The 15860-nt window shown below is 67.9% G+C and carries 16 protein-coding genes; 15 read left to right on the top strand and 1 reads right to left on the bottom strand.

Annotated features, from left to right (window positions below; genetic code table 11):
• Window positions 1–30: 30 nt before the first annotated feature.
• From AWC16_RS15190 to AWC16_RS15165, 6 genes are read left to right on the top strand one after another with little or no spacing between them, the layout of a single operon-like run.
• Window positions 31–582, top strand: a complete 552-nt coding sequence (locus tag AWC16_RS15190) for a hypothetical protein (RefSeq protein WP_085265584.1) — start codon at window positions 31–33, stop codon at window positions 580–582.
• A complete protein-coding gene (locus AWC16_RS15185) occupies window positions 582–1298 on the top strand; it encodes an NIPSNAP family protein (RefSeq protein ID WP_085265583.1) in 717 nt (238 codons plus the stop codon). Before AWC16_RS15190 ends, AWC16_RS15185 begins: the two co-directional genes overlap by 1 nt.
• Window positions 1299–1348: 50 nt before the next feature.
• Window positions 1349–2521, top strand: coding sequence for a cytochrome P450 (locus AWC16_RS15180; RefSeq protein WP_085265704.1), 1173 nt, complete (start codon window positions 1349–1351; stop codon window positions 2519–2521).
• A gap of 5 nt (window positions 2522–2526) precedes the next feature.
• Window positions 2527–3504, top strand: coding sequence for a zinc-binding dehydrogenase (locus tag AWC16_RS15175; protein WP_085265703.1), 978 nt, complete (start codon window positions 2527–2529; stop codon window positions 3502–3504).
• Window positions 3501–4250 (top strand): HpcH/HpaI aldolase family protein, encoded by a 750-nt coding sequence (locus tag AWC16_RS15170; protein WP_085265582.1) that lies wholly within the window; start codon window positions 3501–3503, stop codon window positions 4248–4250. The genes AWC16_RS15175 and AWC16_RS15170 overlap by 4 nt, the downstream gene beginning before the upstream one ends.
• A complete protein-coding gene (locus AWC16_RS15165) occupies window positions 4247–4981 on the top strand; it encodes an SDR family NAD(P)-dependent oxidoreductase (RefSeq protein WP_085265581.1) in 735 nt (244 codons plus the stop codon). The genes AWC16_RS15170 and AWC16_RS15165 overlap by 4 nt, the downstream gene beginning before the upstream one ends.
• Here the strand turns inward: AWC16_RS15165 and AWC16_RS15160 are convergent.
• A complete protein-coding gene (locus tag AWC16_RS15160) occupies window positions 4971–6077 on the bottom strand; it encodes an alcohol dehydrogenase catalytic domain-containing protein (protein ID WP_085265580.1) in 1107 nt (368 codons plus the stop codon). The genes AWC16_RS15165 and AWC16_RS15160 overlap by 11 nt on opposite strands.
• Before the next feature lie 14 nt (window positions 6078–6091).
• Between AWC16_RS15160 and AWC16_RS15155 the strand changes: the two genes are divergently transcribed.
• From AWC16_RS15155 to AWC16_RS15115, 9 genes are all read left to right on the top strand, one after another.
• Entirely contained in the window at window positions 6092–6565 is a 474-nt protein-coding gene (locus AWC16_RS15155; protein ID WP_085265579.1) for an acyl-CoA thioesterase, read from the top strand.
• Between the two features lie 36 nt (window positions 6566–6601).
• Window positions 6602–7042, top strand: a complete 441-nt coding sequence (locus AWC16_RS15150; protein WP_085265578.1) for an SRPBCC family protein — start codon at window positions 6602–6604, stop codon at window positions 7040–7042.
• A 43-nt stretch (window positions 7043–7085) separates the two neighbouring features.
• A complete protein-coding gene (fadD5, locus tag AWC16_RS15145) occupies window positions 7086–8705 on the top strand; it encodes a fatty-acid--CoA ligase FadD5 (protein ID WP_085265577.1) in 1620 nt (539 codons plus the stop codon).
• A 278-nt stretch (window positions 8706–8983) separates the two neighbouring features.
• A complete protein-coding gene (locus AWC16_RS15140) occupies window positions 8984–9727 on the top strand; it encodes an MlaE family ABC transporter permease (protein ID WP_109561438.1) in 744 nt (247 codons plus the stop codon).
• A 1-nt stretch (window position 9728) separates the two neighbouring features.
• Window positions 9729–10598 carry an ABC transporter permease gene (locus tag AWC16_RS15135; RefSeq protein ID WP_085265575.1) on the top strand — a complete coding sequence of 290 codons (870 nt, stop codon included), beginning with the start codon at window positions 9729–9731 and terminating at the stop codon, window positions 10596–10598.
• A gap of 5 nt (window positions 10599–10603) precedes the next feature.
• Window positions 10604–11815 carry an MCE family protein gene (locus AWC16_RS15130; RefSeq protein WP_085265574.1) on the top strand — a complete coding sequence of 404 codons (1212 nt, stop codon included), beginning with the start codon at window positions 10604–10606 and terminating at the stop codon, window positions 11813–11815.
• Window positions 11812–12840, top strand: coding sequence for an MCE family protein (locus tag AWC16_RS15125; RefSeq protein WP_085265573.1), 1029 nt, complete (start codon window positions 11812–11814; stop codon window positions 12838–12840). Before AWC16_RS15130 ends, AWC16_RS15125 begins: the two co-directional genes overlap by 4 nt.
• Window positions 12837–14441, top strand: a complete 1605-nt coding sequence (locus AWC16_RS15120; protein ID WP_047320362.1) for an MCE family protein — start codon at window positions 12837–12839, stop codon at window positions 14439–14441. Before AWC16_RS15125 ends, AWC16_RS15120 begins: the two co-directional genes overlap by 4 nt.
• The coding region (locus AWC16_RS15115) for an MCE family protein (RefSeq protein WP_085265702.1) at window positions 14438–15860 on the top strand (1423 nt) is incomplete at its 3' end. The genes AWC16_RS15120 and AWC16_RS15115, both read left to right, overlap by 4 nt.

Genomic DNA, 15860 nt, shown 5'->3' with positions numbered 1-15860 from the left:
GAGACTCTCACGACGAGCTGGGATGGTGCGATGCCGAGTACCGCCGCGGCGCTGGATCCGATGCCCGAGGACCAGTATCTGCGCTACCGCCTTGATGTCATCGCCCTCGACGTCGCCGGCCTGGTGCGCGGGGCCGGCGGGTGGCTGTATCACCGCGCGTCGACCGGTTGGGACGTGCAGGTGCTGGTGCCGCCGAATCAGAATCTGCGACCGTTGCAGATCCTGGGCGTGCACGCCGCGGACCTGGAAACCGAGCTGGCCGTCCCGGAAGGTGACGCGGCCGGGCACGGCCTGGCCGTGTTCGCCGACGCGTTGGTCACCGACCCGCGGATCCGCCGGCGGGTGCAGCTGGCGCTGCGCCGCAGCCTGACCGAGGTCGTCCTGTGGGGTGAGCGCTGGCCGGTGGCGGTGGATCAGCGGCTCAGCACGGTGCAGCACCTTCCCACCGTGGCGGGGCGGGCATTCAAGAGGCAGGCCCTGGCCGCCGCCGGGGCGGACGCCTCGGCCGACGGCCCGGAGATATTCCGCAGTGACCAGAAGCATTGTCTGCCCGTCAATTCCGATCTGGTGCCGGTCGACTGATGCGCAAACACTACGACCACACACTGCTGTACCTGCACGAGACGATCGATCTGGGCCGCGGCCTCAGCGAGGATTTCACCCGGGCCTTCACCGAGATCTACCAGCCGATGATGACCGAGCTGGGCGCTCGGCTGTTCGCGCTGTGGGAGACCACCCCCTACAACGGCCACTGGCCACAGGTCACCGTCATCTGGGAGATCGACGCGTTCGCCGACTACGCCCGGATCGGGCAGGCGCAGAGCCGCGGCGGCAGCCAATCCCACCGGACCGCCGAGTGGGCGGCGTACCTCGCCGGGATCGGCGCCGCGGGAGAGGGCCGCATCATGTACCCGGCCGCGCAGAACAAGACCCTGTCCCAGCTGTGCGCGGCCGACTTCGATGCGACCCTGGTGATTCAGGAGATCATGCAGACCAAGCCCGGCCGGCAGGACGACTACATCCGGGAGCTGGAACGGCTCTACGTGCCGTGGTCGGAGCGCACCGGCAAACGCTGGCTCGGTTCCTTCACCACCACGTTCCGCTTCAACGAAGTCATCCACTACTGGGCACTCGACGGCGGCTGGGACTGCTTCGCCGAGCACTACCCGTCCTGGAAGGATCACCCGCCCGCGGAGATCGTCACCTGGATGAGCGTGGCGCCCGCCCTGCGGGACGGCTGGGAGGACTCGATCCTGCAGGCACTGCCTCCGTCCCCGCTGCAACGAGCCGCAACGTGACAACGATCGCGGCACCGGACTTCTCCTACGACCCGTTCGACCCGGCCGTGATGGCCGACCCACTGCCGTACTACCGCGTGCTCCGCGACCACCACCCGGTGTACTACGTCGGCAAGTGGGATCTGTACGCGCTCTCCCGATTCGACGACATCTGGGATGTGCTGGCGGTCAGTGACGGCACCTTTGTCGCCTCCGAGGGAACACTGCCGGCGACCAACGTTCTGGCACAGCACAACAGCGGCCCGGTGCCGGATCCACCGCTGCACCCGCTGCCGTTCCACGCCGTCTTCGACAAGCCGATCTACGACGACATCCGCCGGCTGCAGTCCCCGGCGTTCCGGCCCCGGTCGGTGGCCGACTGGGAGGACCGGATCCGCACCCTGGCCAACCAGCGTCTCGATGAGCTGCTGCCCCGCGGAAGTTTCGATCTGACCTGCGACTACGGCGGAATCGTGGTGGCCCAGGTGGTTTGCGAACTCCTGGGCATTCCGATCGACTTCGCCGCCGAGGTGCTGGCGGCGGTCAACGCCGGCAGCCTCGCGCAGGCCGGCAGCGGGGTGGACACCGCCGCGGCCCGGCCCAACTACCTGGAATACCTCGTCCCGGCCGTGCAATGCCGGCGCGCCGCCGGCGGCCAAGACGAACTGTCGATCGTCGACGGGATGCTGGCCTACCGGCTGCCGGACGGCAGCGAGCTCGACGACATCGAAGCGGCAACGCAACTGCTGTGCATCTTCATCGGCGGCACCGAGACGGTGCCCAAGATCGTCGCGCACGGATTGTGGGAGCTGGCTCGCCGACCCGATCAACTGGCCGCGGTGCGAGCCGATCCGGCCAACGCGGAGCTGGCGCGCGAGGAGATGATCCGCTACTGCGCGCCGGCGCAGTGGTTCGCGCGCACCGCCCGTAAGCCGTTCGCCCTGCACGACACGACCATTGAGCCGGGCCAGCGCGTCATCACGCTGCTGGCGTCGGCCAGCCGCGATGAGCGTCAGTACCCCGAGCCTGACGAATTCCACTGGGACCGGCCGATAAAGCGGTCGCTGGCTTTCGGCCGCGGACAGCACTTCTGCATCGGCTACCACCTGGCCCGGCTCGAAGTGACCGTCCTGGTCCAGGAATGGCTGCGCCGGGTCGGCGACTACCGCATTGTCGACGACGGCGCGACCAGGCTTCCGTCCAGCTTCCAGTGGGGCTGGAACCGCATTCCGGTGGAGGTCTGAGGACCATGTGGGCCCAGCGGTTGATCGCGCCGTATGAGTTCGAGCAGATCGATGTTCCCGACCTCACCGAGCAGCAGGTCGGTGAGGGGCAGGTGCTGCTGGCGTTCGTCGCGGCCGGGGTGTGCGGCAGTGACCTGCCGGCCTTCCGCGGCGCGCAGGGCAGGCTGCCCGGCGACGACGGCGCCGGCGCGGCGGAGAAGGTGGGCTTCCCCATCCACGAGATCGTTGGGGATGTGATCGTCAGCCGGCACCCGCAGCACCGGCCCGGAGACCGGCTCGTGGGTTGGGCGTCCGGTTTCGACGGCCTGATGGAGCGGGTGATCAGCGACGGCGAGGGACTCGCGACATACGACCCGGCGTTGCCGCCCGCGCACGCGGTGGGGCTGCAACCATTGGCGTGTGTGCTCTATGCCATTGAAGCCGTTGCGCAACGTACCGAGCTGGCCGATCGTCATGTGGCGGTGATCGGGCAGGGCTCGATCGGTCTGCTGTTCAGCGCCGTGGCCAAGGCTGCCGGTGCGCGCCGGGTCACCGGTGTGGACCCGGTCGACCGCCGAGATGTCGCCGCCGCCTTCGGCGTTGACACCGTGGTGCAGTCCCCCAGCGACAGGTGGGTACGTCACCTGGATGCCGGTGACCGGCCGGACATCGTGATCGAGGCGGTTGGCCACCAGGTCGCCACCCTGGGGCACGCGATCGAAGCCGTCGCGCCCGGCGGCACGGTCTTCTACTTCGGTGTGCCCGATGACGACAGCTACCCGATCAGCATGCGCACCATGCTGCGCAACAATCTGACGTTGATATCCGGTGTCACACAGGAGCGCAGACGGATGCTGGAAGCCGCAGGCAAGTTCGCCGCCGAGCATCCGGAACTGTTGGGCAACTACGTCACCCATGTCTTCACCCCGCATGAGGCCCAGGCCGCGTTCGAGCTGGCGGCCCGCCCGGTACCGGAGCGGGTCAAGATCGCGATGGTCGGATGACCTCGGCGCTGCGTGCCGCGCTGGCGGACCGGACACCGCTCTGGGGCGGCTGGGTCACCGGGCCCACCGCGCTGGGTCCGGAGGAGTTCGGCCGGGCGGGCTATGACTACGTGGGCTTCGACGCTCAACACAGCTACCTCGACGACGCCGAGATCGCCGTCATGCTGCGGCATGTCGAACACCTGCCGATCGCCAAGGCGGTGCGGTTGCCGAATGCCGATCCGGCGCCGATCGGCCGGGTGCTCGATGCCGGGGCCGACGCGGTCATCATCGCGCTCATCGAGACCGCCGAACAGGCGGCGGCCGCGGTGGCCGCCACCCGCTATCCACCGGCGGGCGTGCGCAGCTTCGGCCCGCTGCGGCCCGGACTGGGCCACGACCCGGCCGCCCTGGAATCGCGGGCCGACGTGTTCGCGATGATCGAGACCGCCGCGGCACTGGCCGATGTGGAGCGCATCTGCGCGGTTCCCGGTCTGGCCGGCATCTACGTCGGACCCGCCGACCTGGCGATCTCCTTGGGCGTCGACGTCGCCCAGGCCACCACCCACCCCGACCTGCGCGAAGCGATGACAAGAATCCGGCGCGCGGCCTCCGACGCCGGGGTGATCGCCGGGATACACGGCGGCTCCGGTGCGGCGGGAGCGGCGCTGGCCGGGCTGGGCTACCAGATGATCACGCTGGCAGCCGAGGCGCAGGCGTTGCGGCGCGGAGTTCTTGAGCACCTCGAGGAGGCGAAGGGCAGATGAGTCCGGCCCGCGTCGCCCTGGTCACCGGTGCCGCCCGCGGCCAGGGGTGGGCGATCGCCGAACGGTTGCGAGCCGACGGCTTCGCCGTCGCCGCCTGCGACATCGACGAAACCGAACTGGACGCCGCCGTCACCGCGCGGGCCGACGACCAGCTGATCGGCGTCCGGCTGGACGTGACCCGCCGGGAGCAATGGGAGGCCGCCGTCGCCGCCACTGTGCAGCGGTTCGGGGCGCTGACCGCGCTGATCAACAACGCCGGCACCCTGCACCGTGCGGCCATCGCCGACGAGACGCCGGAAAGATTCGAGAACGCCTGGCGGGTCAACTGTCTCGGGGCCTTCCTGGGAATCCAGGCGGCGCTCACCCAACTGCGCGGTGCGGGCGGCGCGGCCATCGTCAACACCTGCAGCACCGGGGCGATCCGCCCGTTTCCGCAACACAGCGCCTACGGGTCGTCGAAATGGGCGCTGCGCGGCCTGACCCAGACCGTCGCCGCCGAGCTCGCCTCGGCCGGAATCCGGGTCAACGCGGTGTTTCCCGGGCCGATTGCCACGCCGATGCTCGACGACACCACCCAGCAGCGACTGGCCGCGGTGTCGCCGACCGGCCGCCTCGGCCGTCCGGGCGAGGTGGCCGACGCGGTGGCGTTCCTGGTGTCGGACGCCGCGGCGTTCATCACGGGTGCCGAGCTCGTCGTGGACGGCGGGCAGTGTCTGCAGATCAGAACGTGATGATCTGACGCACCGCGGTGCCGTCGGCAAGCTGGTCCATGGCCTCGTTGATCTGCTCGAGCGGCACGGTGGAGGACACCAGGCGCTCCACCGGCAGCCGGCCCGACCGCCACAACTCGACGAACCGGGGGATGTCACGGGCGGGCACCGCCGAACCCAGGTAGCTGCCGATCAACGAGCGGCCCTCGGCGACCAGGGCCAACGGCGACAGGCTGATCCGGGCATCCGGCGGCGGCAGGCCCACGGTGATGGTGCGACCACCCGGGGCGGTCACGTCGATCGCGGTCTGCAGCGCGGCCGGGTGACCTGCCGCCTCGATCACCACCGGGGCGCGCACCCCCTCGTCGACGGCCTGCTGCGGGGTGTAGGTGGCGTGAGCGCCCAGAGCGGTTGCGGCGGAGAGCTTGTCGGCCAGCCGGTCGATCGCGATGACCCGTACCTCATCGTGGGCCAGCGCCGTCAGCACCGCGGCCATCCCGACCCCACCGAGTCCGACGACGGCGACGGTGTCACCCGGTGCCGGGCGGCCGACGTTGAGCACCGCGCCGCCACCGGTCAGCACCGCGCAACCCAGCAGGGCGGCCACCGTCGGCGGGACGTCGTCGGGCACCGGCACCGCGCTGGCCGCACTCACCACCGCGTGGGTGGCGAACCCGGAGACCCCGAGGTGGTGGTAGACGGTCTGCCCGGCGCGGTGCAGCCGGATCCCGCCGTCGAGCAGGGTGCCCGCGCCATTGGCGGCGCTGCCGGGCTGGCACGGGGCCATACCGTCGGTGGCGCAGGCCGGACAGTTGCCGCAGCGGGGCAGGAACGTCAGCACCACCCGCTGCCCGGGCCGCACCCCGGTGACGTCGGCGCCGACGGCCTCGACGATGCCGGCGGCCTCGTGGCCCAGCAGCATCGGCACCGGCCGCACCCGATTGCCGTCCACCACCGACAGATCCGAGTGACAGACCCCGGCCGCCTCCACCCGCACCAGCAGTTCACCCGCGCCGGGTGGAGCCAGCTCCACCTCGGTCACCGCCAGCGGGCGCGAGGCCGAATACGGGCGAGACGCCCCGATCCGCTCCAGCACCGCCCCGCGGATGGTGATCATGCTGGAATACAACCATGAGTTCGGACGCAGCGGTCCCGCCGGCGCCGGAAGGGCTGACCAGCCACGACTTTCCGGTGCACTGGCCGGTGCTGACCCGCTGGGCCGACAACGACATGTTCGGCCACCTCAACAACGCGGTGTACTACCAGCTGTTCGACACCGCGATCAACGGCTGGATCGCCGCCAATGTCCGAGACCTTGATCCGGTCGCCATGCCGGAGCTCGGGGTGGTCGCAGAGTCGGGCTGCCGATTCCTGGGCGAACTCGGCTTTCCGGACCGGCTCGCCGTCGGGCTGGCGGTCACCCGGCTGGGGCGCAGCAGCGTCACCTACCGGCTCGCGGTGTTCCGGGCCCCGGACGACAGCGGGGAACTCGCCCCCTTGGCGGCGCTCGGACACTGGGTGCACGTCTACGTCGACCGCACCAGCCGCCGGCCGGTGCCGATCCCCGCGGGCATCCGTGCTCTGCTGGCCACAGCCCAGGTTTGACTCGGCGGCGTTTCGCCCGCTGGCTATGCTCGGCGGGTGCCGCTCGTGAGCAAGACCGTCGAAGTCGCCGCCGACGCCGCCACGATCATGGGGATCGTTGCCGACTTCGAGGCGTACCCGCAGTGGAACGAAGAGGTCAAAGGGATCTGGGTGTTGGCCCGCTATGACGACGGCCGGCCCAGTCAGCTGCGACTGGACGCCTCCTACTCCGGCTTCGACGGCACCTTCATCCAAGCCGTGTACTACCCCAGCGCCACTCAGATCCAGACGGTGCTCCAGCAGGGCGATCTGTTCAGCAAGCAGGAGCAGCTGTTCTCGGTGGTCGAGATCGGCCCCACCACCTTGCTCACCGTCGACATGAACATCGAGACGGAGATGTCGGTGCCCAAGCCGATGCTCAAGAAAGCGTTCAACAACGCGCTGGACTACTTGGCCGAGAATCTCAAACAGCGCGCCGAGGCACTGGCCTCGGGTTAGCGGCGCCAGCAGGGCGAAGCCATCACGAAGCGGGAGACCCGAATTGAGCCACGCAACAGTCGATCCCGCCGAGCAGCCCTACCGCGCTCGGCGGCAGAACTGGGTCAATCAGCTGGACCGGCACGCGCTGATGCAACCGGACGCTGTCGCGCTGCGGTTCCTGGGCCAGACCACGACCTGGGCGCAGTTGCGGGAGCGGGTCGTCGCGCTGGCCGACGCGCTCAGCCGCCGCGGTGTCCGCGCCGGCGACCGGGTGATGATCCTGATGCTCAACCGCACCGAGTTCGTCGAGTCGGTGCTGGCCGCGAACATGCTGGGCGGGATCGCCGTCCCGGTGAACTTCCGGCTCACCCCACCGGAGATCGCCTATCTGGTGACCGACTGCGAGGCGCGGGTGCTGATCACCGAACCGGCGCTGGTGCCGGTGGTGGAGGGTGTGCGAGCGCAGACCGAGCTGCTGGAGACGGTGGTTGTGGCCGGTGACAGCGCTGCGGACCTGATCGCCTACGAGGACCTGATCAGCGAGACCGGAGCGCCGCACTCGCCGGTGGACATTCCCAACGACTCACCGGCCCTGATCATGTACACCTCGGGAACCACCGGCCGGCCCAAGGGCGCGGTGCTCACCCACACCAACCTGGTCGGCCAGACGATGACCGCGCTGCACACCGCCGGGACCGGCACCAATGATGTCGCCTTCATCGGGGTGCCGTTCTTCCACATCGCCGGTGTCGGCAATCTGCTGCCCGGCATGTGGCTGGGCATCCCGACCGTGATCAATCCGCTCGGAGCTTTCGACGCCGGCCAACTGCTCGACGTGCTGGCGGCCGAAAAGGTCACCGGCATCTTCCTGGTGCCGGCGCAGTGGCAGGCGGTCTGCGCCCAACAGCGGGCCAACCCGCGCGACATCCGGTTGCGGACCATGTCGTGGGGCGCGGCGCCGGCTTCCGACGCGCTGCTGCGCGAGATGGCCGAGACCTTCCCCGGCACCAAGATCCTGGCGGCGTTCGGGCAGACCGAGATGTCCCCGGTGACCTGCATCCTGCTGGGGGAGGACGCCGTGCGGAAGCTCGGATCGGTCGGCACCGTCATCCCGACCGTCACCGCCCGGGTCGTCGACGAGCAGATGAACGACGTCGCCGTCGGCGAAGTGGGCGAGATCGTCTACCGGGCGCCCACTTTGATGAGCGGTTACTGGAACAACCCGGAGGCCACCGCGGAGGCCTTCGCCGGCGGCTGGTTCCACTCCGGGGATCTGGTGCGGATGGACGACGAAGGCTATGTCTGGGTGGTGGACCGCAAAAAGGACATGATCATCTCCGGCGGCGAGAACGTGTACTGCGCCGAGGTGGAGAACGTTCTGGCCGACCACCCCGACATCGCCGAGGTCGCCGTCATCGGCCGCTCGCACGAGCGCTGGGGCGAGGTACCGGTAGCGGTCGCCGCGCTGTCGCGGCCCGGCCTGGCCCTGGCGGATCTCGACGATTTCCTGACCGAGCGGCTGGCGCGCTACAAGCACCCCAAGGCCCTCGAGATCGTCGATGCCCTGCCGCGCAACCCGGCGGGCAAGGTGCTCAAGACCGAGTTGCGGATTCGCTACGGGACGGCTGCGGGATCCGGGCCGGGCGACGTCGCAGGTGATACCGCTGGCACCGCGCGATGATTGAGGTCGCGGCACGTTACTCTCCGGTAGGAAGCCGCGCGTTATCCACCGATTCGATGCCCCTCTCACGGAGCCATCAGGTATGGTCCGATGGTCGCCCACGGCACGTTGGGTCGATAAGGTGACGCGGGTCTCGCTGAACGACGGACGGGAGAACACACTGTGCGACGCGATTCCTTGCTGCGTCGTGGTGCAGGGTGTCCGGTGAGGGGGGTGTCGTGACGGCTCCGGCGCGTCCCCGGCTGTCTGATTTCGTCCGGGATCGGCTGATACCGCCGATGGTGATGATCGGCGGCTTCTTCCGGATGTGCGTCCTGACCGCCCGGGCGCTTTTCGTACGGCCGTTCCAGTGGCGCGAGACGCTCCAGCAGGGCTGGTTCATCACCAGCGTCGCCATCATCCCGACCATCGCGGTCGCCATCCCGCTCACCGTGCTGCTGGTCTTCACGCTGAACATCCTGTTGGCGCAGTTCGGCGCCGCCGACGTCTCCGGGGCGGGCGCGGGCATCGCGGCCGTCACCCAGTTGGGGCCGTTGGTCACCGTGCTGGTGGTCGCCGGTGCCGGTTCGACCGCGATCTGTGCCGACCTGGGCGCCCGCACCATCCGCGAGGAGATCGACGCGATGGAGGTGCTCGGTATCGATCCGATCCATCGGCTGGTGGTGCCCCGGGTGATCGCGGCGACCGTGGTCGCACTGCTGCTCAACGCCCTGGTGATCGTGATCGGCTTGGCCGGCGGCTTCCTGTTCGGCGTTTACCTGCAGAACGTGTCCGGCGGCGCCTATCTGTCCACGCTGACCCTGCTGACCGGCCTGCCCGAAGTGGTCATCTCGACGGTCAAGGCCAGCGTGTTCGGACTTATCGCAGGCTTGGTCGGCTGTTATCGCGGACTTACGGTTCGCGGCGGCTCCAAAGGGCTCGGTACGGCCGTCAACGAGACCGTGGTGCTCTGCGTGCTCGCGTTGTTCGCCGTGAACGTGGTGCTGACCACCATCGGCGTGAAGTTCGGAACGGGGACCTGAGATGTCGACGTCGGCAGTGGTGCGCAGCCGCTTTCCCGGGCTGGTCGCGAACTATCAACGCTATGTCGGGATGGCCGGCCGCTCACTGGAAAGGAGCGGTCGGCTCGGCTGGTTCTCGCTGACCGCGCTGCGGCAGATTCCGTGGGCGCTGCGCCGGTACCGCACCGAGACGCTGCGCCTGATCGCCGAGCTGGGTATGGGTACCGGCGCCATGGCCGTGATCGGCGGCACCGTCGCCATCATGGGCTTCGTGATGCTGGCCGGCGGCTCGCTGATCGCCATCCAGGGCTTCACCTCACTGGGCAACATCGGGGTGGAGACCTACACCGGTTTCGCCGCGGCCCTGGTCAACGTCCGGGTGGTGGGCCCGGTCAACGCCGGCATCGCCCTGGCTGCCACGGTCGGCGCGGGGGCCACCGCCGAACTCGGCGCGATGCGGATCAGCGAGGAGATCGACGCCCTCGAGGTGATGGGGATCAACTCGATCGCCTACCTGGTGTCCACTCGCGTGGTGGCCGGCTTCACGGTGATTATCCCGCTGTACGCGCTGGCACTGATCATGGCGTTCGCCTCGCCGCAGATCGTCACCACGTTGTTCTTCGGCCAGTCGTCGGGAACCTATGAGCATTACTTCCGAACATTCCTGAGACCCGACGACGTGTTCTGGTCATTCATCGAGACCATCTTGATCGCGATCGTGGTGATGGTCACGCACTGTTACTACGGCTTCAACGCAAGTGGAGGTCCGGTCGGCGTCGGCGCCGCGGTGGGCCAGTCGATGCGACTGTCCCTGATCACGGTGCCCACAGTTGTGCTGCTCGCAGCGTTGGCGCTCTACGGCGTCGACCCCAACTTCAACCTGACGATGTGACTGGCATGGCAACCGGGAAGCAGAACAAGGTGCACAACCCGCCGTTCCGGCTGGCTGGCTTGGTGACCCTCGGGGTCCTGGCGCTGATCGCGGCGCTGGTGTACGGGCAGTTCCGCGGGCACTTCACCAAGACGACGCCGCTGACCATGGTGGCGCCGCGCGCCGGTCTGGTGATGGACCCGGGCGGGCCGGTGACCTACAACGGCGTCCAGATCGGGCGGGTGGCCAACATCGCGCCGACGGAGTACGAGAACAAGCCGGCCGCCAAGTTCACCCTCGACGTGAACCCCAAGTACCTCAAGCTGATCCCGTCCAACGTCAAAGCCGACATTCTGGCTACCACGCTGTTCGGCAACAAGTACGTGTCGCTGACCGCCCCGGAACACCCGGCGCGGGAACGCATCACCAGCAAGAACATCATCGCGACCTCGGTGACGACGGAGCTCAACACACTGTTCGAGACCATCAACAACCTGTCCGAGCATGTCGACCCGATCAAGCTGAATCTGACGCTGCACGCCGCGGCCGAGGCATTGACCGGGCTGGGCGACAAGCTCGGCGAATCGCTGGTCAACGGCAACGCGATTCTCGATGACGTCAACGCACGGATGCCTTCGTTCCGTCGCGACCTCAAGGGCTTCGCAACCCTGGCCGAGGTCTACGCCGACGGAGCGCCGGATCTGATCGGCTTCTTGGACTCCTCGTCCGTCACCGTCAAGACGATCACCAACCAGCAGAAGGAACTGGACGCCGCGTTGCTGGGCGCCGCCGGGGTGGGCAACCTCGGGGCGGATGTCACCCAGCGGTTCGGGCCGTACTTCCGTGCGCAGTTCTCCGACCTGGTCCCGGTGTCGGCACTGCTGGACGAGTACAGCCCGGAGTTGTTCTGCGCCATCCGCAACCTCGCCGAGGGCGCACCCAAGGTCTACGACTTCCTCGGCGGCGACGGCTACTCGCTCGCCACCAACAGTGAGCTGGTCGGACCGGCCAACCCGTACATCTATCCCGAGAACCTGCCGCGTTACAACGCTCGCGGTGGCCCCGGCGGTGCGCCGGGCTGCTGGCAGGAGATCACTCACGATTTCTGGCCGGCGCCTTACCTGGTCGCCGACACGGGAGTCAGCCAAGCGCCGTTCAACCACTTTGAAACCGGATCGCCCCTGGCTGTTGATTACATCTGGGGTCGCCAAGTCGGGGAATACACGATTAACCCATGAACATCACCAGAACCGCCCTCAAACTCGGTGCCGTCGGCTCGGTGCTGCTGCTCTTCACGGTCGGCCTCGTCGTGGTCTTCGGGCAGATCCGGTTCGACCGGACGGCTCGGTACTCCGCCGAATTCAGCAACGCCAGCGGCCTGCGTCAGGGGCAGTTCGTGCGCGCCTCCGGCGTGGAGATCGGCAAGGTCAAAAAGGTCCGGCTGGTCGACGGAGGTCGTCGGGCCGTGGTCGACTTCGACGTCGACCGATCACTGCCGCTGTTCCAGTCGACCACCGCGCAGATCCGTTACGACGACCTCATCGGCAACCGCTACCTGGAGCTCAAGCGCGGCGAAGGTGAGGGTGCCGATCAGCGGCTGCCCATGGGCGGATTCATTCCTGCCTCCCGGACCGAGCCGGCGCTGGACCTGGACGCGTTGATCGGTGGATTCAAGCCGGTGTTCCGGGCGTTGGACCCGGAGAAGATCAACACCATCGCCTCGACCATCGTCACGGTCTTCCAGGGGCAAGGCGGCACCATCAACGACATCCTGGAGCAGACCGCTCAGTTGACCGCTCACATCGCCGACCGCGACGCGGCCATCGGCGAGGTCGTCAAGAACCTGAACGTGGTGCTGGACACCGCGGTCCGGCATCGCCAGACCTTCGACGAAACGGTCGACAACTTCGACAAGCTGGTCAAGGGTTTGAACAGCCACGCCGATCCGCTGGCGAACGGCACCGCGGAGTTCGGTAACGCCGCCGGCAATCTGGCGGATCTGCTGGCCGACAACCGCACGCAGTTGCACAGCCTGTTCCCGGTGGCCGGTCCGGAGCCGCCCGACCGGCTCGACGATGTCGACCAGATTCTGCAGAAGATTCCTAAGGCGATGAAGCTGATCGGGCGCACCGGTGTCTACGGTGACTTCTTCAACTTCTACCTCTGCGACGTGACTATCAAGCTTCCTGGATTGCAGCCGGGCGGGCCGGTGCGAAACGCTCGGTTGTGGCAGCAACCGACGGGGAGGTGCACGCCTCAGTGAGGACTCTGGAACCGCCCAACCGGGCACGGATCGGCATCATCGGTGTCGCCACAGTGGCGTTGGTAACCCTGGTGGGGCAGACCTTCACCACGGTGCCGATGCTCTTCGCCGAACCGAGTTACTTCGGACAGCTCTCCGATAGCGGCGGCCTGAACGCCGGCGACAAGGTGCGCATCTCCGGCGTGGACGTCGGCAAGGTACAAGATCTGTCGATCGAGGGCGACCACGTGCTGGTGAAGTTCTCGGTCGGTGCCAACCCGATCGGCAGCGACAGCCGGATCGGGGTCAAGACCGACACCATCTTGGGCCGCAAGGTGCTGTCGATCGAGCCCAAGGGTGAGCGCCGCATAGCGCCGCAGGGTGTGCTGCCGTTGGGCCAGAGCACCACCCCCTACCAGCTCTACGATGCGGTCTTCGACGCCACCAAGGCCGCCTCCGGCTGGGACATCGACACGGTCAAGAAGTCGTTGAAGGTGCTGTCGGAGACGGTCGATCAGACCTACCCGGACCTGAGCGACGCGCTCGACGGCGTCGCGAGGTTCTCCGACACCATCGGCAAACGTGACGACGAGATCACTCACCTGCTGGCACAGACCAACCAGGTCGCGAGCGTTATCGGTGACCGCAGCAACCAGATCGACGCGCTGCTGCGCAATACTCAGACCCTCTCGGCAGCAGTGAACCAGCGCAGCCAGGCGATCTCGGCGTTGCTAGGCAACATCGCCTATTTCGGCGAACAGGTTCAGGGCCTGGTCCGCGACAATCCGGGTCTGGATCTGAACCACGTCTTCGAAGAGGCCTCCACCATCACCGACATGCTGGTGCGGCGCCAGGATGACCTGCGGGAGATGTTCACCATCCTGGGCAGGTACCTGACGATCGTGAACGAGGCGATGGCATCGGGCCCCTACTTCAAGGTCTCGACGCTGAACCTGATCCCGTACTGGATCCTGCAGCCCTGGGTGGACGCGGCGTTCAAGAAGCGTGGCATCTCGCCCGAGGAATTCTGGCGCAACGCCGGCCTGCCGGAGTTCCGTTACCCCGACCCGAACGGAAATCGGTTCGCCAATGGTGCACCGCCGCCCGCTCCGCAGGTGCTTGAGGGCACCCCCGAGCACCCCGGGCCGGCCGTCGCGCCCGGTTCGCCGTGCTCGTACGCACCTGCCGCGGGCATGTTCCCGACTCCGGGCAACCCGCTGCCATGCGCCAACTTGGACCCGAACGACGGCCCGTTCGGACGGAGCGGACCGTACCCGGGGCCGACCGATGTGTTGGTCTCGCCGCCCAACCCGGACGGCATCCCGTCGTCGCCGGGCATCTCGATCGCGGGTCGTCCGGGCGAGACGCCGCCGGTGGTGCCGGGCACGCCGGTTCCGATGCCCGACGCCAACCCGGGCGGGCGTTCGGAGCCGATGGGCCCGGTCGCCGGTCCGGCTCCCGCCAACCCGGGCGCGGCACCCCCACCGGCACCGCGGGCACCCGGTCCGCCTGTTCCGCCTGGACCCGGCAACCAGCTACCGGCACCGTTCATCACGCCTGGTGAAGGCGGCAACAGCCAGCCCGGTGGCGGCGGTGGCGCAAGAGGGAGTGAGCGTCCGTGAGTACCGTCTTTGATGTTCGCAACCTGCGACTGCCGGAGCGATCGCGGACGACGGTGATCGTCGGGTCGCTGCTGTTGGCGCTGGCCCTCGTTGCCGGCTTCGGAGGAGTGCAGCTCTTTCGCAAGCTGAACAGCACCAGCCTCGTCGCCTACTTCCCACAGACCGACGCGCTGTACCCCGGTGACGCGGTGCAGATCATGGGTGTCCGGGTGGGAGCGATCGACAAGATCGAGCCGGCCGGCGACAAGATGAAAGTCACCCTGCACTACAACAACAAGTACAAGGTGCCCGCCGACGCCAAGGCGATCATCTTGAACCCGACTCTGGTCGCGTCGCGGACCATTCAGCTGGAGCCGCCGTACCGGGGCGGGCCGGTGCTGGCCGACAAGGCCGTGATCCCGGAGGAGCGTACCGAGGTCCCGGTGGAATGGGACACGCTGCGCAACGATGTCACCAACATCATCGACAAGCTGGGGCCGACGGCGGAGCAGCCCAAGGGCCCGATCGGTGACGCCATCGAATCCTTCGCCGACGGGCTGGCCGGCAAGGGCACGCAGCTCAACACCGCTTTCAACAGCCTGTCGGACGCGCTGACCGCCCTGAACAAGGGCCGGGGTGATTTCTTCGCGGTGGTACGCAGCCTGTCGCTGTTCGTCAAGGCGCTGGACCACAACGACCAGCAGTTCGTCGCGCTGAACCATGATCTGGCCAAGTTCGCCAGCAACCTGAACAGCACCGACCAGGCACTGGCGACCGCCACCGACCAGTTCTACGCGACGATGACGATCGTCAAGGCGTTCCTCAACCAGAACGCAAAGCCATTGGTGCACAGCATCAACAACGTGGAACAGGTGACCACCGCCATCACGCAACCGGAAGCGCTGGATGGTTTCGAGACCGCGCTGCACATCCTGCCGAACGTGCTGGCTGGCGTGGACGAGATCTACCACCCGGCGCAGGGCATGGTGCTCAGCTACCCGGTTATCGCAAACTTCGCGAACCCGATGCAGTTCCTGTGTAGCGCGATTCAGGCCGGCAGCCGGCTGGGTTACCAGGACTCCGCGGAGCTGTGCGCGGAATACCTGGCGCCGATCGCCGACGCGATCAAGTTCAACTATCTGCCGTTCGGTATCAACATCTGGAACAGCGCGTTCACCACACCGAAGGAGATCGCCTACTCCGAGCCCCGGCTGCAGCCGCCGCCCGGATACAAGGACACCACTGTCCCGGGGATCTGGGTGCCCGACACCCCGTTCTCGCACCGCAACACCCAGCCGGGCTGGATCACCGCACCTGGGATGCAGGGCGTGCAGCCCGGCCACGACACCGAGCGGCTGCTCACCCCGGAGTCGCTGGCGCAGTTGATGGGTGGCCCCGACCCGGCACCGGTGGAGTCGCAGTTCCAGACCCCGCCCGGCC

The organism is Mycolicibacter longobardus (assembly GCF_002102265.1).
In the GTDB taxonomy this organism is placed as follows: domain Bacteria; phylum Actinomycetota; class Actinomycetes; order Mycobacteriales; family Mycobacteriaceae; genus Mycobacterium; species Mycobacterium longobardum.
The sequence above is the reverse complement of the archived record's forward strand: the minus strand, read 5'-3'. Positions and strand labels throughout refer to the sequence as shown.